The following is a 26,471-nucleotide window of genomic DNA, read 5'->3' as shown; positions in this document are numbered from 1 at the left end:
TCATGAAAATACAGGTCATCAGCGATCTTCATCGGGAATTTGGAAGTACGGAATTATGTTTTGATCACGCAGATGTGGTGGTGCTGGCAGGTGATATCAATCTGGGGACCAAAGGATTTGAATGGATTAAAGAAGCAATACCCAATAAACCTGTGATCTATGTTTTGGGCAATCATGAATACTATAAAGGTTCTTACCCTAAAACACTTCATAAGATCAAAGAGGCGGCGTCGAACTCCAATGTTCATGTGCTTGAAAATTCACATGTTGATATTGAGGGAATTCGTTTTCACGGGGCAACGCTGTGGACTGATTTTTCCATCTTTGGAAATCCTGTTCAGTACGGAATGCTTTGTCAGCCCAAAATGAATGATTATAAGATGATCAGAAGAGATCCTTCTTATTCGAAAATGAGAACTTTGGATACCTTTAAAATTCATCAGCTTTCAAAACAATGGCTAAAAGAAAGTCTTGAAGACTCAAAAGAATTTAAAAATATTGTCGTTACCCATCATGCACCCAGTATACAGTCTGTTCCTGAACATTACAAAGAAGATCCGTTAACAGCGGCTTACGCTTCAGATTTGGAAGATGTAATTAAAGAGTACCAACCCTTATACTGGATTCACGGGCACATTCATACTCCCGTAAGATATAAGATCGGAGAAACGGAAATTATCTGCAATCCTCATGGCTATATTGACGAAAAATATAATGGATATGATAAGGATCTGATGATTGTTGTTTAAAAAATAGAAGTAAAATTTCCACAGAATTCTTTTTTTGTCTTAAAAATGATAAAGTAAAATTGAGTCTGCTTCGTCTGTAATGCTAAAGCTGGTTTTTAATCCATTATCATTATGAAGACAAGTATACAAGAGGGGATTATTCTCATTCCGGATTTCAGCGGATTTACCGAATTTGTGTTCAATACAAAATTGTACACAGGTGAGTATATTGTGAGACAATTATTGTCTACACTGATTGATGTGAACGATCAGTATTTTGAAATTTCCGAGATTGAGGGAGATGCCATTTTATTTTACCGTTATGATAAAAATCCATCCTACCAGAGTATTTCAACCATGTTGTGGAAGATGAGAAGTGCGTTCAACAGGAAGATAGAGGAGTTGAGTAAGAGTTTGAGTACGAAAATTGATCTGGCTCTCAAGTTTATTGTTCATTACGGTTCCTTTTCACAGTACAATATTGGAAACTTCAGAAAATTATATGGAAAAACAATTGTGGAAGCCCATCAGCTTTTAAAAAACGGAGTGGCAGAACAGCCTTCTTATGCGCTTTTCAGTAATTCTTTTCTGGAAAGCAGTAAAAATAAAGAATCAGATTTTAATCAAGACCCGCTTCGTTTGCCGGAAGTAGGCGTTATCCATTATTTTGAAAATGTAAACTAGCATATATTTTTTAATATTATTCCTTGTAAATTTGCTATTGCTAACGGCCAGGGTGAGATCCTGGCTTTTTTTATGGGGTTTCTTTTAAATAAAAACTGATTTTAGACATTGGTAGTAAAATATTCCTGTAATTATGATGGATTTTAAAACATTTTTAAGTTAAATTGAAATTATGTTTAAAATACTTTTTTAAGAATATTTATTATAAATGTGATTTATATTACTTGTTTTTATTGAATAATGTGTAGTGTTTTTGAATTTATGTTTAAATTCAGTATTGGTATCTTGTTGGTAATTAAGTGTTTATTTTAATTTTTTTCTTTTTTGATGTAACGAAATTATGGAGTTAGTGGTCTTATAGATAAAACTATAATTTCACATGAAAATACTATTATTTCCAATAGCACTATTAACAGGCTCATTAGCAATAGCTCAGCAAGCTCCAGCTCCGGCAGCCAACGATACTGTAAAGGGAAATGCAAAAGAAATCGAAGCTGTTACTCTGGTAGCCAGAAAACCAACAGTAGAATCGAAAATAGACAGAACTGTATTCAATGTAGCCAATAGTGCAATTCTGGCAGGAAATACAACATGGGATGTTCTTAGAATGACGCCTTTGGTAAGTATTGATAACAATGATGAGGTAAAAGCCGAAGGGCAAATGGTAACGGTATACATCAATGACAGAAAATCGGTTTTTACTGGGAAAGAATTGAAGGAATATCTTAAAACAATTCCAGCTGATAACCTGATGAAAATTGAGGTGATTACCAGCCCGTCTTCCCGTTATGAAACTTCAGGATCCGTGATCAATATTGTCCTTAAAAAAAGAGATGACGAAGGGATAAAAGGAAGCATCTCCCTCAACAACAGACAAAGTACGAAGAACTCACAATACACGAACTTCAACCTGAACTATCATAAGAAAAGGTTTACCCAAACCTTTATAGGAGGCTACAATAGCGGAAATTATGTACAAAAGACTCAAACATGGGATAACCGTTATGCAACGAATAAACTGACTCAGTTTAATTTGGAGAATGTGATGAGAAACGAAAGTCCGTCTATTTCTTCCACTTCAGAATTTGAACTGAATGATAAAAATAATATCGGATTTGTAGCAGAGTATTCACAGAGCAGAAATTTGTCTTTGTCTGAATCTAATGGAATGATCTTCAATAACGGAGAGCCTGGAGATTCTTTTCTTCAGACTCAGAATACATGGGGATTCAACCGTAACCTGGGAACCAATGCTTTCTATAAATATTATGATAAAGAAAAGAACAGAATTTTAGATATTAATTTAGGAACCAATTACTCCAGTAATGACAATGACAATTTAATTGATAAACAAATTCATAATCAAACTGGCAGCTCAAATCAGCAGCTGGGAGTTATCAGTTCAAATCAGATGCGTAATTATTATCTGAAAGTAGATTATACACAGCCTTTAGGGAAATCCGGCGGTACGATGGAAGTAGGAGGGAAAACGGAAATTAACAACCATGTTATTCCAAATAGTCTGTATGGATTCAGTATGAATGATAGTAACTCAGAATTTTACAATCTTGCGAGAAATGATACCTTTCATTATGAGGATAATCTGAGCTCTTTATATCTTAACTATAGTAAGACATTCTTCAAAAAACTGGAAACAAGAATCGGAGTACGTTATGAATACATTGATTATAAAGTAAGGCAGGATGTTGCAGGCACAGAGAGAAAAGATTCATACGGAACCTTTCTTCCCAATTTATTGCTGAAATATAATTTTTCAGAGAAATTTGACTTAAGTCTTACCTATAACCGAAGCATATGGAGACCTTGGTATTCTGAATTTAATCCTTTCCTCGTTCCTGAAATTAACGGAACCTATTCCAGAGGAAATCTTTATCTGAATCCCAATCCTAATGACCGGCTTTATCTGAAATTGGGAATCCTGAAAAAATACTTTATCTCTGCAAGATATATGCATACGAATCAGGATTACTGGACAACTTATGTTACGGAAAACGGAAGAACAGTTTCACTGCCAGGGAACTTCGATGGAAAGGTTGAAAAATATTACCTTTTTGCCAATACCAATCAGAATTTCCTGAAAAATAAACTGAATGTGAATGCCGGATTCGGGTGGTATTACATTAATAATAAGGATTTCAACCAAAAGAATGATCTAAGGGGTAAAGACTATATCAGTTATTGGGGAGCTTCTGCCAACGTATCTTATACGAATCTTTTCAATAAAAATATTAATCTGAGTGCATGGGTAGAACTGGCCAATCAGAATAACGGAAACTCTTATGCGAATAATACCAATGTATTCCATAATATTTCAGTGACCAAAATATTCCCGAAAACGCAGATGGAACTAAGCATGCAGCTGATGAATATCTTTAAAAGACCTTATGGTGATAACACAACTTATAGCCCGGACGGAACGTTCAGAGAGTACTCAAAATGGGACTGGTACGGTGTTTCCCTTACTTTTGTAAAACGTTTTGGAAACCAGAAAGTAAAAGAAAATACAAAAACCGACGTAGAGAAAAACGGTGGCGGTGGAAAATAATTCAGGAATTGTTAGATAAAAATGAAAGCAGGTTTCCAATTGGAATCTGCTTTTTATTTTTAGTTAGAAGCTAGAAGTAGTGAGGCACGTCCTTGATTGTCTATAAAAATGTGTGAAATCTCTGTGATCTTTGGGTGAAAAATTAAAAAAAACAGACCCCAATCCGGGATCTGTTTGCATTCTATCAAATAATTATAAATAGAGTTTATACTCTTAAATCTCAGTTTTATTTAAGGGTAAACTTTACTTTGGTTTTAATAGCATCGGAAGAATTTCCAATCTGTGCTTCAAAGTCTCCCGGTTCAGCTACCCAATCGTGTTTTTGAGCATCAAAATAACTTAAAGCCGTTTTATCAATAGTGAAACTCACTTCTTTCTGTTCTCCCGGATTCAGATATATTTTTTCAAAACCTTTCAGCTCTTTTGCAGGGCGTGGAACAGAAGATTTTAAATCACTGATATAAAGCTGGGCCACTTCAGCTCCTGCTTTTTTACCTGTGTTTTTAACGGTTACTGTAAATGTAATTTTACCGTCCTGTGAAATAGTAGTCTGGTCTGCTTTTGCCTTTCCGAATTCAAAAGTCGTATAGCTCAATCCATGTCCGAAACTGAAAAGAGGTTTTATATTCTTCATGTCATGCCAACGATATCCTACAAAAATGCCTTCATTGTAAGTAATATTGATGGGATTTTTCTGGTCTTTTCCTTTTCCTGCAGCCAGCTCATCTTTCTGTCCCGGATATTCTCCCAGCTGATGGGCGGAATTGTCTTCAAGTTTTACAGGGAAGGTAAACGGCAGCTTTCCTGATGGGTTGGCATCTCCTGCTAAAATGGCTGCAATAGAATTTCCGGCTTCGGATCCAAGATACCAGGCTTGCACAACCGTCGGAACGTCTTTAATCCAAGGCATTGCCACAGCATTTCCTGAAACTAAAACAACGGCAAGGTTTTTATTCGCTTTCGCAAGAGCAGAAATCACGTGATCCTGATTATATGGGAGTCCGTAACTTTTTCTGTCGTTTCCTTCACTGTCCTGGAAATCTGCTTTGTTCAGCCCCCCTACAAAAATGACATAATCTGATTTTTTAGCTAGTTCTACGGCTTCATTCAGTAATTCAGCTTCAGAACGGGTGTCTTTTAAGTCCTGTCCGGATTTTACTCCGTTATATTCTCCTCCGATATCGCCCACATACCCTCTTGCATACTGTACATCTACCTGTTTTCCGAATCTGGATTTGATTCCGTCTAAAGGAAGTGTTTCATATTTCACTTTTAAAGATGAAGAACCACCGCCAACAGTCATTATTTTGATGGCATTCTCTCCGATAACCGCTATTTTTTTAGCCTTATTAACATCAATCGGAAGAATATTCCCCTGATTTTTTAATAGAACAATTCCTTCTTCTCCGATTTCTTTGGCAACCGCTTTATGCTCTTCGGAAGCAATATTTCCGAAAGGCTTGTTGCGGTTCATTGTTGTTTTGTAGGCAAGACGAAGTAATCTTGTTACTTTGTCATCTAATTCTTTAGTTCCTACTTTTCCTGCTTTAATCAAATCAAGGTAAGGCTTTGCCAGATAATAATTGTCATAGGCATTTTTAGTTCCTGCAGAAAGTCCGTTGGTCCATGAACCGAATTCAAGATCAAGACCATTGTGGATAGCTTGTTCTGTATTGTTTACAGCACCCCAGTCGGATACCACTACGCCTTTATAATTCCATTCTTTCTTTAAAATATCGTTTAAAAGATATTGATTCTGGCTGGCATACTGGCCTTTATACATGTCGTAAGCTCCCATGATCGTCCACGAATCACCTTCTGTTACCGCTGCTTTAAAGGCAGGAAGGTAAATTTCATACAATGCTCTGTCATCCACATTCACATTGCTTGTATGACGGAACATTTCCTGATTGTTTAAGGCAAAATGTTTTACAGAAGTTGCCACGCCATTAGACTGCACACCTTTAATATAAGGAACTACCATTTTGGACGTCAGATAAGGATCTTCACCCATGTATTCAAAATTTCTGCCGTTCAGCGGAGTTCTGTAAATATTCACTCCAGGTCCCAGAAGAATATCTTTTTTTCTGTAGCGGGCTTCTTCACCCAACGCTTTCCCATAGTTCCATGACATTTTTTTGTTCCATGTTGCGGATAAAGCAGTCAGGGCAGGGTAGGCGATAATAGAATCGTTGGTCCATCCGGCCTGATCCCATTCGTCCCACATTACTTCAGGACGAACCCCGTGCGGGCCATCTGTTGTCCAGAATTCAGGAATTCCCAATCTTGGTACACCCGGTGAACTGAATTTCGACTGTGCGTGAAGCATAGCCACTTTTTCTTCCAGTGTCATTCTTGATAATGCATCCTGAATACGCTGTTCTACAGGTTTGGATTCATCTAAATAAACGGGGATGGTAGTATTGGTCTGAGCCATATAAGAAGCAGAAATAAAGGTGAGTAAACTTATAATGACGGTTTTCTTTAACATAATGCCTTTCTATTTGATTAAAAACAAAAATAGACAAAAATTTTATTATCTCAAATTGAGAAAATAAAAAATTCACAAATAAAAAAACTGCCCACCCATTTGCAGACAGCTTATTATTAAATATTGCAGGTGTAAATGCGAAAAAACTGAAGAGAAGTTATCAGGTGAAAAAGAAAAACCCGAATCCACTCTCACAACTCTAATATCCTCAAACCCTCTCACTCATCAATCCCATCCTTTTACCGCACCTCCTTTGAAAATTTCTTTGGCTTTCTTTTCCACTTCGGGAGACTGATAGGCCTTTACAAAGTTTTTTACTTTCTGGCTGTTTTTATTATCTGGTCTCGCAACGACTACATTCACATAAGGTGAGTCTTTATCTTCCACAAGAATACCTTGTTTTTCCTGATCCAACCCTGCCTGAGCTGCGAAATTATTATTAATTACCCCTACAACAACATCTCTGTCATCCAAAACTCTTGGAATCTGAGCACCTTCGATCTCCATGATCTTCAGTTGTTTCGGGTTTTCTGTAATATCTGTTACTTTGGGAAGAAGTCCCACACCATCTTTCAATTTCAGCAAGCCACTTTTTTGCAGAAGCAGTAAAGAACGTCCTCCATTGGTAGGATCATTGGGAATAACAATCGTATTACCTGCCTGTAATTCACCAACGTTTTTAATTTTTTTTGAATAGGCTACAATAGGATAAACAAATGTATTTCCTACAGGCACAAGGTTATATCCTCTCTGCTTTGACTGTTCTGTTAAATAAGGAATATGCTGAAAGGCATTGGCATCAATATCTTCGTTAGTCAAAGCTTCATTGGGAACTACATAATCGTTGAAAGGGATCAGTTCCACTTCAAGATTGTACTTATCTTTAGCCACTTTTTTAGCTACTTCAGCAATTTCCTGCTCCGGGCCATAAGTGATCCCGACACGGATAAAGTTCGGATCATCCTTTCTTCCCGAACAGGCACTGAACAGCAATATTCCGGCAGCCACTAAACCAAAAATCTTTATTTTTTTCATTCTATTTTTTTATTTAAATACTATTGAAGCAAAAGAGTAAAAAATGATCTCATTCATCCCCATATCCCGAAACTCGCACCCCGGATCTCAAACACTCCTACTCTCAAACTCTCTCACCCAAAAACTACCTGTGATCAAATCTTTTTGACAATCTGTCGCCCATAAACTGAATGATGAAAACCAAAAGAACAAGCAGAATCAAAACGGTATTCATAATAACAATATCATATCCGATATATCCGTACTGGTAACCCACCTGTCCAAGTCCGCCAGCTCCTACAGCACCACCCATTGCAGAGTAACCTACCAGGGTAATCAAAGTGATGGTTGCATTATTGATTAATGAAGGAAGTGCTTCAGGAAGCAAAACTTTTCTGATAATCTGTAATGGAGAAGCACCCAGAGCTCTTGCTGTTTCTATAAGACCATGAGGAACCTCAATAAGGCTGTTCTCTACAAGTCTTGCAATAAAAGGGGCAGCTCCCACACTTAGAGGAACCAAAGCGGCATTTACTCCAATAGAAGTTCCTGCAAGAATTCTTGTGAAAGGAATCATCCATACAATTAAAATAATGAAGGGAATGGCACGGAAAATATTAACCAGAATAGATAATCCTCTATGGTAGGCGGTATTTTCCAGCAGTTGTCCTTTTCTGGTTAAAAATAACATGATTCCTACCGGAAGTCCAAGTACAAATCCAAAAAATCCGGATAAAAATGTCATGTAAACCGTTTCCCAGGTTCCTTTTGCCAAAAGGGCAATTACCGTATCACTAAGCATATCCTTTTACTGTATTTTGAATTTTATTTTGGTTGAAATAATAGATCGCCTGCTGGTTTTCTTCAGTCTCACCCTGAAGCTGTAAAAGTAGTTTACCGAAATTGGAATTTCCAAAATATTCTACATCTGCCTTTAACAATTTATAAGGGATTTTATATTGGCTGTATAGTGTTGAAAGAATCTGTTCAACACTGATATTTTCGTTAAGTTCTATTTCGACCAGCGGAAATAAACCTTCTTTTGGTTCTTTCTGCAGTCTGCTGCTGAGTTCCTGTGGCAGGGTCATGATGTCTGAATTGATGAACTGGCGGATGATCGGGTGTTCTTTATCTGAAATAATCTCGCTTAAAGTTCCTTTTGTTAATAATTTTCCTTTGTCGATCACAGCAACGTGGTTGCAGACCGATTTGATGACTTCCATTTCGTGGGTAATTAAAAGGATGGTAATTCCCAGTCTCTGATTGATATCTCTTAAAAGCTGCAGAATAGACTGTGTTGTTGCCGGATCCAGTGCGCTGGTTGCTTCATCACAAAGCAAAAGGTGAGGATCATTGGCTAATGCCCTGGCAATGGCCACTCTTTGTTTCTGCCCGCCTGAAAGGCTTTTTGGATAATCATTGGCTTTATCTTCAAGGCCTACGATCTTCAGGAGTTCGTTTACTTTTCTGTTGATTTCGTCCTTGCTGGTATGATCCAGTTCCAGAGGAAGCGCTACATTATCAAAAACAGTTCTTGAAGAAAGAAGATTGAAATGCTGGAAGATCATTCCGATTTTTTTACGCTCCTCAGCAAGTTGTTGGGAACTGAGCTTTGTAAAATCCTTTCCATTAATAATAATTTGTCCTTCATCCGGTCTTTCCAATAGATTTACGGTACGGATCAGCGTACTTTTTCCTGCACCTGAAAAACCGATAATTCCTACGATATCTCCTTTATCTATAGTAAGACTTACCTTATCCAGTGCTTTGAAAGACTGTTTTTTCTGATGAAATGTTTTTGATATGTTTCTGATTTCTATCATTCTGATTTTATATACTTTTTAAATAGGCTGATATCTTCTGCCCGTTCTGTTTAAAAATCTCCTTACTCTTCTGATTTTGACCTTGGCCCGTTTTGAAAGTCTGAAATACTTGGTGACATTCGTTAGAAGTACTCCCAGCAATATGATGAATAAACCATACAGCTGACCTCCATTGATGCTTTGGTGGGCAACAATCCAGCCTGCAATCACTGTTACAATAGGATTGATGTAGGTATGGGTGCTTACCAAAGCAGCGGGTTTTACGGACAGAAGCCAAATGTACGACAAATAAGCGACTATCGATCCAAAGAAGATCAAAAATAGAACCCCAAACCATGCCGATAATGGAACCGCAGAAACTGAAAAATCAGTCCATTCTCTTCTGAAAAAAGCGATGAGGAAAGAAGCTAATCCCGCTACTATAAGCTGTTGGGCAATATTCATAAAGGTAGATTGGGATGCCGGATTTTTCTTTGAATATAATGAACCGAGTACCCAGGCAATGGAGCTTAGTCCTAATACCACAAACGCAGTAATACGCAGGTTTCCATCTGCCAATGCATGGGTATTAGAATTTACACTGCCCTTTAAAAACATAATCAGCCCTACGAAACCGATAATCAATCCTATCGGAATGAATTTATCCGAAAAATAATATTTCCAGTTTTTCTTATCGATAGCAATGAACCAGAATGGTCCTGTTGCAATAGAAATGGCCGCCTCGGAAGCCGTTACATACTGTTCTCCCCAGGCAACAAGCCCGGTTCCTCCGGTAAGAATAAGAATACCGGTTATGGCATTTTTCTTCCAGTTGATCAGAGAATTTGCTTTTTCCCCTTGAGACAGAAGATAACCTATCATCAGAATTCCGGCAACCAGAAATCTTAACCCCGAAAGAATGAATGGCGGAAATCCTTTTAAGCCAAATGAAATAGCTAAAAACGTAATTCCCCATATCACATAGATGTTTGTAAACGCCAATGGAATTAACCATTTGTTTTTAGAATTGCTCATTTTTATGTTTTTAATGTTGTTGTGTTCAATGAAAAAAGGCTCTACCACGTGGTAAAGCCTTTGAAAATATATCTAAATAAAAGTAAGGTCAACCACAGTATTCTTGATGTATAGGCATACATATATCCTTCATCATATTTTTGATGTTATGTTTCTTAATTGAATTATATTTTAATTCTGCCTTCATTTTGTCTTATTTCCTGAATACGTTTGCAAATATATAATATAATTTTTATTAGTCCACTAAAAAAGTAGGCTTTTTAAATATTAAATTATTGTTAATGGATTAACTGTATTTAATTCAGTGTTTTATGTGTTTTTATTTTTTGATTATTTTAAAGTGTTTACCAATGTTTTATGCTTTTTAATTCAAATACTATAGAAATTGACCGGTAATTGGGGTTGTGGAAAACATAAAATAAATTGAATTTTTTGAGAATTGTGTAAAGGTTGGTTATGAGATGTTTAAAAAATGATTTAAATGTGTTTCCGAAAAGAGAGTTTTGCATTTATTAAACTAGTTAAATGCACAGGATTTCTGTTCAATGTAATTTAGCATCAAAATTAAAAGACATGGACAATAGAATTTTAGGTCTGCATCATATTACTGCTATTGCAGACAACGCCAAAAGAAATTTAGATTTTTATACCAAAGTTTTAGGCGTAAGACTGGTAAAGAAAACCGTAAACTTTGATGATCCGGGAACGTATCATTTTTATTTCGGAAATGAAAACGGAACTCCGGGAACCATTCTTACATTCTTTCCGTGGGAAGGAATAGGAAAAGGAACCAATGGAAGTGGAATGGCTACTCATATCGGGTATTCTGTACCCAAAGGAAGTCTTGACTTTTGGAAAAACCATTTACAAAACCTTAATGTAACCACGGAAGAAGGCGAAATATTCGGAGAAAAGATGATTTCTTTTAAAGATCCGGACGGACTTCAGTTACAGTTAATAGAACCATTAGTTGAAGACAACAGAAAAGTATGGACCACGGATGATATCAAAGATGAAAATGCATTAAAAGGTTTTCACAATGTCACTCTAACCTTAAAAAAAGCAGATCCTACCATTAAAGTTCTGACCGATATTTTAGGATATGATTTGCAGAAACAGGAGGGAGAAAGATACAGATTGGCAACTGATGCTATTGATACCGCTAATATTGTTGATATTATTGAAAATGACACCATTCCGGCAGGTAGAAATGCAGCTGGAACCAATCACCATATTGCATTCAGAGTAAAAGATGATAATGTTTTGATGGAATATCGTGAGAAAGCCTTATCCGCAGGACTAAGCATCACTCCGAAAATCAACAGAGATTATTTCTACTCACTGTACTTCCGTGAGCCGGGTGGAGTTTTATTTGAAATTGCAACCGATAATCCTGGATTCACTGTAGATGAGCCTTTGGAAGAGTTGGGAACAAACCTTAAACTTCCTGTTCAATACGAAGGAATGCGTGAGAAAATAGAAGGAGTATTGCCGAACTTATCATAGGTCATCGGTCAGAACTTATAAAGATGCTAATTTTGAATTAACAATTAAAAACAAGAAAAATGGAAAGAACAGAAATAGTTTTAGAAGGAAGAAAAGGGGAGATTCAGCTTTTCTCAGACGATCATAAAGCAGGTAAAATGGATATTTCAGTTATAGGAAAAAAACTGACCGTTTACCATACCGAAGTAAATCCGGAATACGAAGGAAAAGGCTTTGCCAAAATCTTACTGGAAAGACTGGTTTCCTACGCAAGAGAAAACGATTTAAAGATTCTGCCGCTATGTCCCTATGTTCACGCACAGTTTAAGCGTCATCCGGAAGAATTTAATGATGTATGGTTGAAGGAAGAACTGTAGGGAGTTTGAGATTCGAGATTCGGGTTTTTGAGATTCGAGTTTGAGAGTCTGAGGGGAAGAGGGTTTGAGAATCTTGAGCTAAAAACAGAAGATGAATAAAGTTATTCTCGAACTTATCAACTCGAATCCCGAACCCCGAAATCTCGCCTCCATTATAATAACCAATTAACAATTTTATCACAATGAAACTTATCACAGGATTGCATCACGTTACGGCAATTACGGGCAATGCACAGGAAAATATAGACTTTTATACAGGAGTTTTAGGACTTCGTTTAGTCAAAAAAACGGTTAATTTTGATTACTCGGATGTTTATCATTTTTATTTCGGTGACGAATACGGAACACCGGGAACGATTATGACTACTTTTCCATATGGTAAAGATCTGATTAATGGCAGACATGGCAAAGGAATGCTTAATACCACTGCTTTTTCAGTTTCTATAGACGCCCTGGATTATTGGATGAACCGTCTGGAGCAGTTTAATATTCCCTTCAAACAGCCGCAGCAAAGATTTTCTGATGAAGTTTTCATTTACCTGGAAGATTTTGACGGACTGGGACTGGAATTGGTTTTTAATGATAAAGACGAAAGAAAAGGATATTACAATGGTTATATTCCAAAAGGTTATGCCATCAAAGGAATTCATCATGTGGAAATCTGGCAGGATGCCTATGAAAGAACAGCAGCACTTCTGACGACCCAGATGGATCATAAAGTAATCAAAGAAAACCCTGACCGATTGAGATTGGGAACCGACAACATGCCGGGAAAATATGTAGATCTGCTTTCTACCCCAAATGCCTTAAAAGGTTTAGGAGGAAGAGGTACCGTTCATCATGTGGCTTTTGCTACTCCCGACGCAGAGTCCCAGCTTGAAATGGTAAAGAGACTGAATGCATACGGACTGGAACATACCGAAGTGAAAGACAGAAAATATTTTACTTCCGTATATTTTAAAGAACCGGGAGGCGTTTTGTTTGAAATAGCAACTTCAGGCCCAGGGTTCGACGTGGATGAAGAAGCCGCATTTTTAGGTGAAGATCTGCAATTGCCGCTACAGTTTGAAAAAAGAAGAGAACGTTTGAAAGAAGTTCTTCCCAAAATCGATTATCCAACAGAAAAATTCAGATAGAAATAATGAGTCATACTTTAAATATAAAAACAGCAGGAATACCTTTGAATCAGGCAGAAAAAGCTTTGGTCATGATTCATGGACGCGGAGGAAGTGCTCAGGATATTCTGAGTTTATCCCAGCATTTGAATGTAAAAGACTATGCACTGCTAGCCCCACAGGCTTTGAATCACACCTGGTATCCTTTTTCATTTATAGCTCCGGTGGAACAAAACGAGCCGTGGTTATCATCAGCTCTTGAAATGGTTGAAGAGACTGTAAAAGCAGCCGTCAATGCAGGAATAAAACCTGAAAATATATACTTTTTCGGATTTTCCCAGGGAGCCTGTCTTACCCTTGAATTTTTAGCCCGCAATGCTCAGAAGTTCGGTGGAGCGGCAGCTATTATTGGTGGCGTGATTGGAGATAAAATCAACCGTGAAAATTATAAAGGTGATTTTGCAGGGACTCCGGTTTTCCTGGGAACCAGCAATCCTGATTTTCATGTTCCGGTAGAAAGAGTATATGCTACAGCTAATATTTTAAGAGAAATGAATGCGGAGGTAACAGAAAAAGTATATGCCAATTTTGGACATTCTATTAACGAAGAAGAAATTGAATTGGCCAACTCGGTTATCTTTAAATAAGTACTTTTAACTTTGAATATATTCAATAACGGCGGGCTTTAGCCCGCCTTTAAAAAAATAAATTTACCACTGGCTTTAGCCCAAACATAAATGATCAGAATCTGAAATCTAACTTCAAAAAACATGCACGAACAATTACTTTTAATATTAGGACTTTTATTACTGGTCATGCTGCTGGTCATGCTGGCACAGCGGATTAAAATTGCTTATCCCATCTTTCTGGTACTTGCCGGATTGGGGATCAGCCTTATTCCCGGAGTCCCTGTTTTAAAGCTGGATCCGGAGATTATATTTCTGATTTTCTTACCACCTCTTTTATACGAAGCAGCCTGGTACACTTCATGGAATGATTTCTGGAAATGGAAACGTCCCATCAGCTTGTTGGCATTTGGGTTGGTATTTCTTACATCTTTGGTCGTTGCTTACACTTCACAAATGCTGATTCCGGGATTTACGCTGGCTTTAGGCTTTTTATTGGGAGGAATTGTTTCGCCACCGGATGCGGTAGCAGCCACAACAGTTTTAAAAGGATTAAAAGTACCGAAACGTACCCTCGCTATACTGGAAGGAGAAAGTCTGATTAATGATGCCTCTTCACTGATCGTTTTCAGGTTTGCTCTGGCCGCTGTAATGACAGGTGCTTTCTCAATGCATGAAGCTACAGGACAGTTTTTTCTGGTAGCAGGAATGGGAATTGTCGTAGGAATTGCCGGAGCACATATTTTTTATGCCATTCACCGTTTTTTACCTACAACACCTGCTATTGATGCGGCACTTACCGTAATGACGCCATATATTTTATTTCTTTCTGCAGAACATTTCCATTTTTCGGGAGTGATGGCGGTAGTGAGTGGAGGATTGTTTATGTCATTCCGTGCTCATGAGATTTTCAAAACCGGAACTACCAGAATCAATATGACAGGAGTCTGGAACACGCTTATCTTTGTGATGAATGCTTTGGTTTTTGTATTAATAGGTCTTGAACTTCCTGATATCATCAATGGATTGGGTGAAATTTCAGTAATGGAAGGTATCAAATATGGTTTGGTTATAAGTTTGATTGTCATTGTGGTACGTCTTTTATGGATCTATCCCGTAGCTCACCTTCCAAGGTGGTTCAGTGAAAAAGCCCGCCGTGATCCGAGTCCGGGATGGAAAAATCCTTTAATCATAGGCTGGGCAGGAATGAGAGGAGTGGTTTCCCTAGCAACAGCTTTGTCTATTCCGGTGATGATGAATTCACAAGCTGAGTTTCCTATGAGAAATCTGATCATTTTTATCACATTTGTCGTCATTTTTGTGACATTAGTGTTTCAGGGATTGACATTACCTCTGATTATTAAATTAACAAAAATAGGGGAGATCGATCATATCCTTCCTTCCCATGAACAGCAGGCCGGGATTCAGATGAGACTGGATAAACTTGCCGTTCAGAGGCTTGATAACGAATACAATGAGGTGTTGAACAGCAATAGTCTCCTTGAAAATCTTAAAAATACGCTGGAAAGTGATATCAAACTTCACCAGAATCATCTCAATTCTATTGAAATGTGTACCAACAGGCAAAACGATATGGCAGAATATCATAAAGTAATGCTGGAGATATTTGCCTTACAGCGAAAAGAACTGTTTAAAATGAAACGCGAAAAACTTTTCAGTGATGACGAGATTCGAAAAGCAGAATCACAACTGGATCTGAATGAATTAAAAATTACAGGAAATAAGCATTTATAGAGATATTACGAGATGGGGTTTCGGGCTTGAGAGTCGTAAGGTTTGAGTGTTGTTAGGGTAGAGCAGGTTTCCAGATTCGGGTCATTGATTGGGTGCATTTGGGAGTAAAAGTGTTTAGATTTCTACGAATGGAAAAACTAAGCACTTTATCTATTCACACACTATGTCATTCTGCAGGAATCCAAATCGTCATTTTACCCTTTACATAAACAGTATAAATATTAAACTCTGAACCTTGAACCTTGAATTTTAAACTTTAAACCTTCAACAACATGAAAACATTACATTTTTTAGTCATAGGAAAGAACCAGGAAATTCTGGATACTTTAAAAAGAATTATAGAAAACAATGAAGGCTGGACAGCAGAAATACAAAGTGATGAAAATTTCTGCTATGAATATATAAAAGAAAATGTGGTAGATATTGTCCTTTTAAGCTCTGGATTGGAAGAAGATTTTGAGAAAGATATAAAAATATTCTGTGCCGGTTTGGATAAGGACGTTAAAGTAATCGATCATTACGGAGGAGGAAGTGGACTTTTAAAGAATGAAGTTTACAGTCTTTTTCCTAATTTGCAGGGATAAACCTGACGCCATGTTTGAAAATATCATCAAAAATATTACACGATTTATTTCAATCACTCCTGAAGAAGAAAAAACCTTTACAGATCTGCTTGTTTGCCAGTCGTTTCCAAAGAAAACGGTTTTGCTCAGAGAAGGAGAAATCTGCCAGTTTGAAGGGTATATTCATAAAGGATGTGTGAGAATGTATTGTTTGGATGATAATGGTTCCGAAGTAACGTTACTGTTTGCCATCGAAGACTGGTGGATCAGTGATATTGCATCATTTCATGAACAGAAGCCTTCTAAGGTTTTTATTGAAACACTGGAAGACTCGGAAATCTATATGTTGAACCCGTCAACAAAAGAAAAACTGCTGCAGGAAGTTCCCAAATTTGAAAGAGTTTTCAGAATGCTGGTTCAGAGGAACCTGGCAACCCTGCAAAGCCGACTGGTGAATACCATTTCCAAGACTGCATCAGACAGATACCTTGAGTTCATCAAAGTATATCCTTCAATTCCGCAAAGAGTTGCGCAGTATTATATTGCTTCTTATCTGGGAGTTTCAAAAGAATTTGTAAGTACCATTAGAAAGCGTCTTGGTTCAAAGGAGAAATAAATCTTAGTTTTTTATACTTGCAGATTGCAGAGATTTCAAAAAAAGCAATCCAATTTACTTCATACTGCCAGATACAAAAGTATCCGGCATTTTTTTTTGCTGAAAAGTCATTTATTAAACTAGTTAAATGTGCAGGGTTTCCGGTCTCTCTAAATTTGTCCTATCAAACAAGAACAAATAACAATCTGATATGGACAGAAAAGATTTTTTAAAGAAAGGATTATTGGGAACAGGAATGTTTGTAGCATCAGCTTCTTTGGCCAGTGCTATGAAAAATGACATCGATGAGATCGAACCACTAGAACCGATCGGATACAATCATCTTCCCAATACAGAATCAAAAATAAAAGAAAACTCTGTGATCCACAGAGCTGATACAAGAGGGAAGGCAGATCACGGATGGCTGTTGAGCCAGCACACTTTCAGTTTTGCCAATTATTATAATCCTGAAAGAATGCACTTTGGAGTATTGAGAGTCCTGAATGATGATAAAGTGGAAGCAGGAAGAGGTTTCGGAACCCACCCTCACGACAATATGGAAATCATCAGTATTCCTTTGGAAGGTGACCTTGAACACAAAGACAGCATGGGAAATACAGCGGTGATCAGAAGCGGAGATATTCAGGTCATGAGTGCAGGAACAGGAATTATGCACAGCGAATTCAACAAAAACAGTGATAAACTTGTAAAATTCCTTCAGATCTGGATTTATCCGAAAAAAAGAAATGTGACGCCGAGATATGATCAGATTGCATTAGATAAAACCAAAGGTCATAATCAATTTCAACAGATTCTTTCCCCCAATGCAGATGACGAAGGTGTATGGATCCATCAGGACGCATGGTTTCATCTGGGAACTTTTGAGGAGAATAAAGAAACACAGTATCAAATCAGAAAAAAAGGAAACGGAGTCTATGCTTTTATTTTGAAGGGAAGCGCAGAAATAGGCGGTGAGATTATAGAAGAACGAGATGGATTCGGAGTCTGGGATATTCAGGAAATTACGATCAAAACCCTTCAGGAAGGTACAGAAATCCTTTTAATGGACGTACCGATGACACTATAAAAATTAAACAAAAATAACAACTCTTAAATTTTAAATTATTATGAAAAAATTAATCCTATCATTTGCAGCTGGTTTATTATCATTAACTGCATCAGCTCAAAACCCTGGAAAATCATTATTAAATCCTACCAATCACGCAGTAGTACTCATCGACCACGAAGGTCAAATGGCTTTTGCAACCAAAAGCATCAGCATGGAAGAGTTAAGAAACAATGTGGCACTGGTAGCAGGTGGATCAAAAATATTCAATGTTCCTACAGTAGTAACAACGGTGGCAGAAAAGTCATTCAGCGGACCTGTTTTTCCAGAAATTTCAGAAGTATATCCGCAAGCAACAAGCGGATATGTAGACAGAACTACCATGAATACATGGGAAGACGTTAATGCCCATAAAGCCATTACAGGAAAAAATAAAAAGAAACTGGTTTTCGCAGGATTATGGACAAGTGTATGTATCGTAGGACCTGTATTATCAGCGATTGACGAAGGTTACGATGTATATGTAGTAACAGATGCTTCTGGGGATATTTCTAAAGAAGCGCACGATCAGTCAATCACCCGTATGGTTCAGGCAGGAGCACATCCTATCACTTCTGTTCAGTATGTATTGGAACTGCAGAGAGACTGGGCTAGAAAAGAAACATACAAACCGGTTAATGATTTGATGAAAAAACATGGTGGAGCTTACGGTATTGGAATTCAGTATGCTCAGGAAATGTTAAAACACTAATGGGACTGTTTCGGCAGGCTGAAAGCCTGCCGAAACCTTCAAACTTAAATATTGAAATTATGAAACTACTGAATATACTTACCCTTTCCACAGTTTTGGCAGCAGGAATTCTGAATGCTCAGAAAGCAGACATGATCATTACCAATGGAAAGATTACCACAATGGATGATAAGAATCCGGAAGTACAGGCTGTGGCCATCAAAGACCATAAAATCTTACAGGTAGGAACCAATGCCCAGATTTTAAAATTAAAAAACGGCAATACAAAAGTCATTGATGCTAAAGGAAACAGAGTCATTCCAGGCTTATTTGACAGCCATTTGCATGTAATCCGAGGAGGAAGATTTTACAATACCGAACTTCGTTGGGATGGTGTGAAATCTTTAAAAAGAGCTTTGGAAATGCTGAAAGAACAGGCTCAGAGAACACCGAAGGGACAATGGGTAAGAGTCATTGGAGGCTGGAATGAATATCAGTTTGAAGAAAAAAGACTTCCCACACTGGCTGAAATTAATGAAGCTACGGGAAATGTGCCTACTTTCATCATGTATCTCTATGGAAAAGCCTGGTTAAACAAAGCCGGATTAAAAGAACTGAATATCAATGGAGATACCCCAAACCCTGCTCAAGGTTTAATTGAAAAAGACAATAACGGAGATCCCACAGGATTATTGGTGGCAGAACCGAATGCATTTATTCTTTATTCAACATTAGCGAAACTTCCGGAACTGAAAGAAGAAGAAAAAGTAAATTCTACCCTTCAATACATGACGGAACTGAACAGATTGGGAGTGACTGCAGTAATGGACGCAGGTGGAGGATTCCAGAATTTTCCGGATGACTACGGAACAACAGATCAGCTGAACAAACAGGGGAAAATTACCGTTCGTCTTCCTTACTATTTATTTGCCCAGAAAAAAGGATCTGAGCTTGCCGATTATACCAAATGGATTGGAATGGTAGAAATTGACGACCATGGTCATAATGATTTTAATGAAATCGATTATCATGTCAACGGTGGAGGGGAAAACCTGGTATCAGACGGAGCCGACTTTGAAAACTTTCTTTTCCCACGACCGGAACTTCCGGCTACGATGGAGAAAAATATGAAAGAGGTGGTAAGTCTTCTGGTAAAAAACAAATGGCCTTTCAGAATTCATGCAACCTATAATGAAAGTATCACCAGATTTTTAAATGTCATTGAAGAAGTAAACAAAGAAACTCCTTTGAACGGATTAGTATGGTTTATCGACCACGCAGAAACCGTTACCGAAGATAATATGAAAAGAATCAAAGCGTTGGGCGGAGGAATTGCAGTACAGCACAGAATGGCGTATCAGGGAGAAAGCTTCATCCACAGATATGGTAAAAAGCCGGCTTTGGCATCTCCTCCGGTGAAAAAAATGCTGGAAATGGGAATTCCGGTTGGATTAGGAACAGACGGAACAAGAGTCGCAAGTTACAACCCATGGGTAGCTTTATACTGGATCACCACAGGAAAAACAATAGGAGGAACTCAGGTGATGGGTAAAGAAAATACGCTGGACAGAAAAACTGCTTTATCACTTTCTACTTACGGAGGATACGAACTCATTAAAGACTATCAGAAAGGAAAAATACAGAAAGGATACTTTGCAGATCTTACCATTCTGGATAAAGATTATTTCACAGTCAATGATGAAGACATCAAAAACATCACCTCAAAATTGACGATCGTAGACGGAAAAGTCGTATATGGAGATGAAACCTACAAAACAGCAGCTCCGGCACCACTTCCAGTCATCCCCGACTGGTCACCTGTAAAATATTACGGAGGCTATCAGACAAAATAATTTTTTAGCCATAAAAGTTTTTAATTATTCAAGTATCAACCAACGTTCCAACTGAAGGGGTGAAAATTCCCCTCCTTTGGAGGGGTGGCAAAAATTCAAAGAATTTTTGACGGGGTGGTCTTACACACAAAGCCTTCAACATTAACATATTACAATAACCCAAAAATTCATTCCAATCATGAAAAAGTTAATCCATATCATCACCAATACCAATCACGGAAGAAAATTAACAGATGCTGCCCTTCTAGCTTTTAGAATCTTCCTTTCTGTAGAATTAATCGTAGCGCACGGATTAAAAAAAATAGGAGTAGGCGTTTCAGAAGCAGAGCAGGTACCCAACCCGCTGCATCTTCCTGAAGCTTTCAACAATCTTTTTGCTGATGCAGCCAATCTGGTATTTCCGGTATTTGTGATCTTTGGTTTTTTCACAAGAATTGCAGTATTACCAATCCTGGCAGTGACCCTTACAGGATATTTTATACTTCATTGGAATGATGCTTTATTGGTGAAAGATACACCTTTTATGTACAGTTTATGTTATCTGTTTTTACTGTTTATGGGAGCTGGAAGATATTCGGTGGATCATTATTTAACAAAGAAATCATCATGAAAAAACTGATCGCCATTGTACTGTTGCTGCAGATTTTTATTCCCGTTCAAATTTCTGCTCAGTTTAAGCTGATGAGGTTTGATGAAGATTATGCTTCCTATAAAGACTCTGCAAAAACTTTTTACAACTCCATCAAATACATACCGATTGCAGAAAAAAGCAACAATTATCTTTCATTGGGAGGAGAAGCAAGACTGGAATTTGTAGACTTTAATAATGAAGATTGGGGAAGAATGGGAATTGGAAGCAATCCTTTTCTGATTCAAAGATACAGTGTACATGCAGATTTGCATCTGGGCTCAAGAGTAAGAATTTTCGGACAGGTGAGAAGTGCATGGGAAAATGGAAGAAAGAACGGTCCGAGACCTATTGACGAAGACCATTTGAATATTCAGAATCTTTTCATTGATATTGATATTTTAAAAAATGATAAAGAAAAGTTGACCGTGCGTGCCGGAAGACAGGAACTTGATTATGGAAGCGGAAGACTGATCTCGGTAAGGGAAGGTCCGAATTTAAGACTCTATTTTGATGGATTAAAATTCATGTACAAAAGAGGGAACTTCAGATCTGATAACTTTATGATGGCTGCCAGTGAAATAAGCCCGGGAGCATTTGATAACAAATCTTCAAAATCAATCAACCTTTGGGGAAGTTACAACACATGGATTATTCCCAGAAGCGGAAATCTGGAGCTCTATTATTTAGGCATTCACAGAAAAGATGTACGTTTTGAAGACGGGCTTTCCGATGAGAACAGACATACTTTTGGCGGAAGATTCTGGAAATATGGAGGAGGTTTTATTTACAATTTTGAAGCTGCCTACCAGTTTGGTAATTTTAATAAAGGAAATATCAGCGCGTGGACGGCTTCTGCAGACATCGGATATATGTTTGAAAATGTAAAAGGAAAACCGACCATCAACCTTAGAAACGATTATATTTCAGGAGACAGTAATAAAGGAGATGGAACATTGGGAACATTCAATCCATTGTATCCGAAAGGAGGTTATTTTGGATTTAATCCTCAGATCGGCCCGGTGAATTTAATTGATATTCATCCTTATGCAACGATTGATTTAGGTAAAAAAATAACAGTGCAGGCAGACGTAGTTTTCAACTGGAGATATTCTATCCAGGACGGGATTTACAGACCCAGCGGAACACTAAACCTGGCGTCTTCCAACTCAAAAAAGAGATACATCGGAACCGCATTTTTAGGAAGTTTCAATTATAAGATCAATCCATTTTTAACCTTTAATACAGGAATACAGTATTTCAATACCGGAGCTTTCATTAACGATGTAATCGACAACCACAAAGGCGGACTCTTCATCAATTCCAGAATTGTATTTAAATTTTAAACACACACAAGGAATTTGAAATTTGAAAATGAGATCATTTGAAAATAAATTGAACAATTATCCCACATCAATGCACCTCTCCATCACAGAAACTACCTTTGAAAAGAAATAAAATTAGCCGGAGCGAAGCGACTCGCGCCTTAACAATATAAACCTTAAAAAACTTAGCGCCCTTGCGTTATTCCAACAAACAAAAATTAAAACCAGCAACAAAAATAACCCGCAACTCGCATCCCGAACCCACAACAAACAACAAAAAATAAATCACATGAAAAATACACTAAAACAATCACTGGTAATTGCAGCTTTAGCATTATCTACCTTAAACTTTGCACAAACTACAACCACAGCTCCTGCAAAAACAACAGCCATCGGAACTTCCAAAACCTGGGGAACCGTAGACGGAATCTCCATGATAGGATTGGTACAGGGCCCATCGTCTGCTGACGCCCAGCTTCAGGTAGCCTGTGTTTTCGAATATACAGAAGGTGATATTTTCAGTCCTCAGGCATTACCCGCTAAATTGAACGGATTGGTTCACCTGGATGAGGCCTTAAAAGGAGAACTGACCAACCTTAGAAAAACAGGACAGTTTCAGGGACATTCCTTGGAAACGATTTTAATTACGCCTCCTGCAGGATCGATGTCTGCAAAGAAATTATTGCTGATCGGTTTAGGTGACCGTAATAAATTCACACCCGATTTAATGACTTCCGTAGGCGAAGTGGCAGCCCGTGAAGCTATGAGATTAGGCGTTACCAATTTTGCATTCGCCAGCGATCTGAAAGACGCCGGAATAGATTCACCCACCGCTTTGGTAGCAGGAAATGTAGTAAGAGGAATCGTACATGCCAACCGTTCTGAAAATTACCTGAAAGAACACAAATTATCCACCACCAAAAAATTAGAAAAAGTATACCTTCTGGCTGGTCCTGCCTTCTTTGAAACCGCAGGCGGAGGAATTTCCGATGCCATTTCAGAAGTAAAAAAGAAATAATGAACTAGTTTCATTACATTGTTGATCCGGCCCTCTTTTTTAGAGGGCTTTTTGTATAAAAATAATTACGATTATATATCTAAAAAGCAATTTGTTAAACGCAAAGTTGAATATATATTCCCTTAAATTTTAAGAGAGCAAAGATGGAATCAATGAAATTGATTCTTTCCAAGCTTATGGATTATCCTTCTGCTTCATCAGCGACTTTAGCCGCATTTCTTTGCTCCCTCAAATAAATAATAGAATCCAATAACCTTTGCGTGAAAATATATTGTAAAACTTTACTCCTTTTATAGAACAAAACGTAATTTACTCTTTCTCAACGCTAAGACCTCAACATTCAACGAAATTTGCAAAGTCAAAAAAAATCCCGATTTTTGCACTCCTTCAATAAACCCGAGTTCATGAAATTATGTATTGCCGAGAAACCCAGTGTTGCCAGAGATATCGCCAAAGTATTGGGCGCTACCACGCCTAAACAAGGCTATATGGAAGGAAACGGCTATCGCGTAACATGGACGTTCGGACACCTTTGTACTTTAAAAGAACCACACGACTACGGTCCACAGTTCAAATCCTGGAACCTTTTTTCACTGCCGATTATTCCCAGCAGCTTTGGAATCAAGCTGATCCATAATAAAGGTGTTGAAAATCAGTTTAAAGTCATTGAAAAATTAGTTAAAGAATGTGATGAGGTCATTAACTGCGGGGATGCCGGGCAGGAAGGAGAACTGATTCAGCGTTGGGTATTGCAGAAAGCAAAATGCAACAAACCGGTTCAGCGTTTATGGATTTCTTCACTAACGGAAGATGCTATTAAAGAAGGATTTGCCAGTTTAAAACCGGCAGAAGATTATAAAAACCTTTATCTGGCCGGAAATGCTAGAGCCATAGGAGATTGGTTATTGGGAATCAATGCTACGAGACTTTTTACGAAAAAATTTGGGGGAAATAAAGCAGTTCTTTCCATTGGAAGAGTGCAGACCCCTACACTCGCCATGCTGGTGCAGCGTCAGAAAGAAATTGATGCCTTTACTACGGAAGAGTATTGGGAACTGAAAACCAAATACCGTGACGTGATTTTCAATGCAGCCATTGACCGTTTAAAAACGTTGGAACGTGCAGAAAAAGGATTGGAATATCTTAAAGTAAATCCTTTTGAGATCGTTTCTTTCGAAATTAAAGAAGGAAAAGAAAAAAATCCACGGCTTTTCGATTTGACCGGACTTCAGGTAGAAGCCAATAAAAAATACGGGTATTCAGCAGAAAATACCTTGAACTATGTGCAAAGTCTTTACGAAAAGAAGCACGTAACCTATCCTCGTGTGGATACGACCTATCTATCAGACAGTTTATATCCGAAAATTGCAGGAATTCTTCAGAAAATGTATCCGTATCAGGATCTGATTGCTCCGTTGCTGGAAGCTCCGATTCCAAAATCAAAAGCGGTTTTCGACGATACCAAAGTAACCGATCACCATGCGATCATTCCTACGGAAATTCCGCCTTCTCAGAATTTGAGCAGAGAAGAAAAACTGATTTATGATCTGATTGCAAAACGTTTTATAGCAGTATTCTATCCGGAATGTAAAATTTCCAATACTTTGGTAGAAGGAAAAGTAGGAACCATTCCTTTCAAAACCAGCGGAAGACAGGTTCTTGAAGCAGGATGGCGAGCAGTTTACGCCAAAGAACCTAAAGAAGAAACCACCGATAAGGAAAAAGAAAAAGAGGAAGAACAAACCATCCCTGAATTTACTGTAGGAGAAACCGGGCCCCACGATCCGATGATCCACCAGGGGAAAACGACGCCTCCAAAACCTTACACCGAAGCAACACTGCTGAGAGCGATGGAAACTGCCGGAAAACAGGTTGAAGATGAAGAATTGCGTGAAATGCTGAAAAACAACGGGATCGGAAGACCATCCACGCGTGCCAACATCATCGAAACCCTTTTCAAAAGAAAATACATCGAGAAGAAAAGAAAAAATCTGATCGCTACCCAAACCGGAATCCAGCTGATCGATACCATTGAAGACGAACTGTTAAAAAGCCCGGAACTGACCGGAGAATGGGAATCCAAACTTCGTAAAATTGAAAAAGGAGAGTATGAAGCTAATCTTTTCAAAGAAGAACTGATTCAGATGGTGACAGAACTCACTGAAAAAGTGGTGTACGGAAAAGGAAAAGTAATTACCCTCCAGGAAGAAGAAAAAGAAGAAGTCAAGGAGAAGAAAAAAAGAGAACCTGCGCAGAAAAAAGAACTTCAGTCCTGGGAAGAAACGAAATGCCCGAAATGTAAAGAACATAATCTGATCAAAGGAAAAACCGCCGTAGGCTGCTCCGATTTCAAAAACTGCGGTTTTAAAATTACGTTCGAAATCTTCGGCAAGAAACTATCCGATAAACAACTTTTAGATTTGGTATTAAAAGGAAAAACTTCAAAATTAAAAGGCTTCTCTACCCACCCGGAAGCAATCACAGAAGGTGTTTTGACTTTAAGTGATGATTTCCAGGTACAATTGAGCTAATCAATAGTATACTTGGTCCAAATTATCAACTACCATTTGGAAAAAATAAACTAAGTAGAATTATCAAGTGGAGAATACGGGATTCGAACCCGTGGCCTTTTGACTCCCAGCCAAACGCAATAGTTTTTTGTATACGCTATACATAATGGAATGAGATAAACATTCTCTCAAAGATAATAAAATAATTGCATGAACTTGGCGCAGATAGGTGATTCAGCTTTTGATGTTATCACATTTTATCGGAGATAAAATCCTTGCGTCTTACAATATAAAACTTAGGAGCCAAACTTGCGCCTTTGCGTTTTCCAACCCATCTATACATAGATTCTATGGAATGACAAAGTGTACGGACAAGCAAAACGTTGTATTTGTCATTCAGCGGAAGCCAACCATACACTTATCTTTAGAATTAGAATAGTTATCCTATTTACAAATACCCCAACTAAAGACGTAAAAATTCCCCTCCAGTGGAGGGGTGGCCAAA

Annotated in this window: 22 protein-coding genes; 17 read left to right on the top strand and 5 right to left on the bottom strand. The window is 37.9% G+C overall.

Annotated elements, in window-relative coordinates; all coding sequences use genetic code 11:
* Window positions 1-2: 2 nt before the first annotated feature.
* The 3 genes from DEU39_RS09830 (at window position 3) to DEU39_RS09820 (ending at window position 3,978) form a co-directional block, all read left to right on the top strand.
* Window positions 3-749, top strand: coding sequence for a metallophosphoesterase (locus DEU39_RS09830; RefSeq protein WP_120231807.1), 747 nt, complete (start codon window positions 3-5; stop codon window positions 747-749).
* Window positions 750-860: 111 nt separating this feature from the next.
* Complete coding sequence (locus DEU39_RS09825; RefSeq protein ID WP_120231806.1) at window positions 861-1,412, top strand: DUF2652 domain-containing protein; 552 nt, start codon at window positions 861-863, stop codon at window positions 1,410-1,412.
* 379 nt (window positions 1,413-1,791) lie between these two features.
* On the top strand, window positions 1,792-3,978 hold the full coding sequence (locus DEU39_RS09820) for a TonB-dependent receptor domain-containing protein (RefSeq protein WP_120231805.1): 2,187 nt from the start codon (window positions 1,792-1,794) through the stop codon (window positions 3,976-3,978).
* Between the two features lie 226 nt (window positions 3,979-4,204).
* Here the strand turns inward: DEU39_RS09820 and DEU39_RS09815 are convergent, their stop codons facing one another.
* From DEU39_RS09815 to DEU39_RS09795, 5 genes are all read right to left on the bottom strand, one after another.
* Window positions 4,205-6,415 (bottom strand): glycoside hydrolase family 3 C-terminal domain-containing protein, encoded by a 2,211-nt coding sequence (locus DEU39_RS09815; protein ID WP_410493209.1) that lies wholly within the window; start codon window positions 6,413-6,415, stop codon window positions 4,205-4,207.
* A 279-nt stretch (window positions 6,416-6,694) separates the two neighbouring features.
* Complete coding sequence (gene metQ, locus DEU39_RS09810) at window positions 6,695-7,504, bottom strand: methionine ABC transporter substrate-binding lipoprotein MetQ (RefSeq protein ID WP_120231803.1); 810 nt, start codon at window positions 7,502-7,504, stop codon at window positions 6,695-6,697.
* Between the two features lie 124 nt (window positions 7,505-7,628).
* Window positions 7,629-8,285 (bottom strand): methionine ABC transporter permease MetI, encoded by a 657-nt coding sequence (metI, locus tag DEU39_RS09805; RefSeq protein ID WP_120231802.1) that lies wholly within the window; start codon window positions 8,283-8,285, stop codon window positions 7,629-7,631.
* Entirely contained in the window at window positions 8,278-9,306 is a 1,029-nt protein-coding gene (locus tag DEU39_RS09800) for a methionine ABC transporter ATP-binding protein (RefSeq protein WP_120231801.1), read from the bottom strand. The genes metI and DEU39_RS09800 overlap by 8 nt, the downstream gene beginning before the upstream one ends.
* Before the next feature lie 18 nt (window positions 9,307-9,324).
* Window positions 9,325-10,320, bottom strand: coding sequence for an EamA family transporter (locus DEU39_RS09795; RefSeq protein ID WP_120231800.1), 996 nt, complete (start codon window positions 10,318-10,320; stop codon window positions 9,325-9,327).
* A gap of 573 nt (window positions 10,321-10,893) precedes the next feature.
* Between DEU39_RS09795 and DEU39_RS09790 the strand changes: the two genes are divergently transcribed.
* The 14 genes from DEU39_RS09790 (at window position 10,894) to DEU39_RS09720 (ending at window position 25,987) form a co-directional block, all read left to right on the top strand.
* Window positions 10,894-11,826: a ring-cleaving dioxygenase gene (locus tag DEU39_RS09790; RefSeq protein WP_120232232.1), complete on the top strand. Its 933-nt coding sequence runs from the start codon at window positions 10,894-10,896 to the stop codon at window positions 11,824-11,826.
* 59 nt (window positions 11,827-11,885) lie between these two features.
* Window positions 11,886-12,182, top strand: a complete 297-nt coding sequence (locus DEU39_RS09785) for a GNAT family N-acetyltransferase (RefSeq protein ID WP_120231799.1) — start codon at window positions 11,886-11,888, stop codon at window positions 12,180-12,182.
* Window positions 12,183-12,364: 182 nt separating this feature from the next.
* Window positions 12,365-13,318: a ring-cleaving dioxygenase gene (locus DEU39_RS09780; protein WP_120231798.1), complete on the top strand. Its 954-nt coding sequence runs from the start codon at window positions 12,365-12,367 to the stop codon at window positions 13,316-13,318.
* A 5-nt stretch (window positions 13,319-13,323) separates the two neighbouring features.
* Complete coding sequence (locus tag DEU39_RS09775) at window positions 13,324-13,944, top strand: alpha/beta hydrolase (RefSeq protein WP_120231797.1); 621 nt, start codon at window positions 13,324-13,326, stop codon at window positions 13,942-13,944.
* Between the two features lie 123 nt (window positions 13,945-14,067).
* Window positions 14,068-15,678, top strand: coding sequence for a Na+/H+ antiporter (locus DEU39_RS09770; protein WP_120231796.1), 1,611 nt, complete (start codon window positions 14,068-14,070; stop codon window positions 15,676-15,678).
* A 272-nt stretch (window positions 15,679-15,950) separates the two neighbouring features.
* Window positions 15,951-16,262, top strand: coding sequence for a hypothetical protein (locus DEU39_RS09765; RefSeq protein ID WP_110010608.1), 312 nt, complete (start codon window positions 15,951-15,953; stop codon window positions 16,260-16,262).
* A gap of 10 nt (window positions 16,263-16,272) precedes the next feature.
* The gene (locus DEU39_RS09760; protein ID WP_120231795.1) at window positions 16,273-16,857 is read left to right on the top strand and encodes a Crp/Fnr family transcriptional regulator; all 585 of its coding nucleotides are present in this window, start codon (window positions 16,273-16,275) and stop codon (window positions 16,855-16,857) included.
* Between the two features lie 190 nt (window positions 16,858-17,047).
* Complete coding sequence (locus DEU39_RS09750) at window positions 17,048-17,923, top strand: pirin family protein (RefSeq protein ID WP_120231793.1); 876 nt, start codon at window positions 17,048-17,050, stop codon at window positions 17,921-17,923.
* Window positions 17,924-17,963: 40 nt separating this feature from the next.
* Window positions 17,964-18,653: a hydrolase gene (locus DEU39_RS09745; protein ID WP_110010611.1), complete on the top strand. Its 690-nt coding sequence runs from the start codon at window positions 17,964-17,966 to the stop codon at window positions 18,651-18,653.
* Between the two features lie 59 nt (window positions 18,654-18,712).
* Window positions 18,713-20,485 carry an amidohydrolase gene (locus DEU39_RS09740; protein WP_120232231.1) on the top strand — a complete coding sequence of 591 codons (1,773 nt, stop codon included), beginning with the start codon at window positions 18,713-18,715 and terminating at the stop codon, window positions 20,483-20,485.
* 178 nt (window positions 20,486-20,663) lie between these two features.
* Window positions 20,664-21,095, top strand: coding sequence for a DoxX family protein (locus DEU39_RS09735; protein ID WP_120231792.1), 432 nt, complete (start codon window positions 20,664-20,666; stop codon window positions 21,093-21,095).
* The gene (locus DEU39_RS09730) at window positions 21,092-22,459 is read left to right on the top strand and encodes an alginate export family protein (RefSeq protein ID WP_120231791.1); all 1,368 of its coding nucleotides are present in this window, start codon (window positions 21,092-21,094) and stop codon (window positions 22,457-22,459) included. The genes DEU39_RS09735 and DEU39_RS09730 overlap by 4 nt, the downstream gene beginning before the upstream one ends.
* Before the next feature lie 268 nt (window positions 22,460-22,727).
* Complete coding sequence (locus DEU39_RS09725) at window positions 22,728-23,456, top strand: M17 family peptidase N-terminal domain-containing protein (protein WP_120231790.1); 729 nt, start codon at window positions 22,728-22,730, stop codon at window positions 23,454-23,456.
* Window positions 23,457-23,860: 404 nt separating this feature from the next.
* On the top strand, window positions 23,861-25,987 hold the full coding sequence (locus DEU39_RS09720) for a type IA DNA topoisomerase (protein ID WP_120231789.1): 2,127 nt from the start codon (window positions 23,861-23,863) through the stop codon (window positions 25,985-25,987).
* Window positions 25,988-26,471: the final 484 nt, after the last annotated feature.

Source organism: Chryseobacterium sp. AG363, from assembly GCF_003610675.1.
Taxonomy (GTDB): Bacteria; Bacteroidota; Bacteroidia; order Flavobacteriales; family Weeksellaceae; genus Chryseobacterium; species Chryseobacterium cucumeris.
Note: the sequence above shows the minus strand (reverse complement) of the source record. Positions and strands in the feature narration are given on the sequence as shown.

What these genes read in the sequence shown, in the direction of transcription:
- DEU39_RS09830 (WP_120231807.1), top strand. Translation starts at nt 3, where the DNA reads ATGAAAATACAGGTCATCAGCGATCTTCATCGGGAATTTGGAAGTACG.
- DEU39_RS09825 (WP_120231806.1), top strand. Translation starts at nt 861, where the DNA reads ATGAAGACAAGTATACAAGAGGGGATTATTCTCATTCCGGATTTCAGC.
- DEU39_RS09820 (WP_120231805.1), top strand. Translation starts at nt 1,792, where the DNA reads ATGAAAATACTATTATTTCCAATAGCACTATTAACAGGCTCATTAGCA.
- DEU39_RS09815 (WP_410493209.1), bottom strand. Translation starts at nt 6,415, where the DNA reads ATGGCTCAGACCAATACTACCATCCCCGTTTATTTAGATGAATCCAAA.
- metQ (WP_120231803.1), bottom strand. Translation starts at nt 7,504, where the DNA reads ATGAAAAAAATAAAGATTTTTGGTTTAGTGGCTGCCGGAATATTGCTG.
- metI (WP_120231802.1), bottom strand. Translation starts at nt 8,285, where the DNA reads ATGCTTAGTGATACGGTAATTGCCCTTTTGGCAAAAGGAACCTGGGAA.
- DEU39_RS09800 (WP_120231801.1), bottom strand. Translation starts at nt 9,306, where the DNA reads ATGATAGAAATCAGAAACATATCAAAAACATTTCATCAGAAAAAACAG.
- DEU39_RS09795 (WP_120231800.1), bottom strand. Translation starts at nt 10,320, where the DNA reads ATGAGCAATTCTAAAAACAAATGGTTAATTCCATTGGCGTTTACAAAC.
- DEU39_RS09790 (WP_120232232.1), top strand. Translation starts at nt 10,894, where the DNA reads ATGGACAATAGAATTTTAGGTCTGCATCATATTACTGCTATTGCAGAC.
- DEU39_RS09785 (WP_120231799.1), top strand. Translation starts at nt 11,886, where the DNA reads ATGGAAAGAACAGAAATAGTTTTAGAAGGAAGAAAAGGGGAGATTCAG.
- DEU39_RS09780 (WP_120231798.1), top strand. Translation starts at nt 12,365, where the DNA reads ATGAAACTTATCACAGGATTGCATCACGTTACGGCAATTACGGGCAAT.
- DEU39_RS09775 (WP_120231797.1), top strand. Translation starts at nt 13,324, where the DNA reads ATGAGTCATACTTTAAATATAAAAACAGCAGGAATACCTTTGAATCAG.
- DEU39_RS09770 (WP_120231796.1), top strand. Translation starts at nt 14,068, where the DNA reads ATGCACGAACAATTACTTTTAATATTAGGACTTTTATTACTGGTCATG.
- DEU39_RS09765 (WP_110010608.1), top strand. Translation starts at nt 15,951, where the DNA reads ATGAAAACATTACATTTTTTAGTCATAGGAAAGAACCAGGAAATTCTG.
- DEU39_RS09760 (WP_120231795.1), top strand. Translation starts at nt 16,273, where the DNA reads ATGTTTGAAAATATCATCAAAAATATTACACGATTTATTTCAATCACT.
- DEU39_RS09750 (WP_120231793.1), top strand. Translation starts at nt 17,048, where the DNA reads ATGGACAGAAAAGATTTTTTAAAGAAAGGATTATTGGGAACAGGAATG.
- DEU39_RS09745 (WP_110010611.1), top strand. Translation starts at nt 17,964, where the DNA reads ATGAAAAAATTAATCCTATCATTTGCAGCTGGTTTATTATCATTAACT.
- DEU39_RS09740 (WP_120232231.1), top strand. Translation starts at nt 18,713, where the DNA reads ATGAAACTACTGAATATACTTACCCTTTCCACAGTTTTGGCAGCAGGA.
- DEU39_RS09735 (WP_120231792.1), top strand. Translation starts at nt 20,664, where the DNA reads ATGAAAAAGTTAATCCATATCATCACCAATACCAATCACGGAAGAAAA.
- DEU39_RS09730 (WP_120231791.1), top strand. Translation starts at nt 21,092, where the DNA reads ATGAAAAAACTGATCGCCATTGTACTGTTGCTGCAGATTTTTATTCCC.
- DEU39_RS09725 (WP_120231790.1), top strand. Translation starts at nt 22,728, where the DNA reads ATGAAAAATACACTAAAACAATCACTGGTAATTGCAGCTTTAGCATTA.
- DEU39_RS09720 (WP_120231789.1), top strand. Translation starts at nt 23,861, where the DNA reads ATGAAATTATGTATTGCCGAGAAACCCAGTGTTGCCAGAGATATCGCC.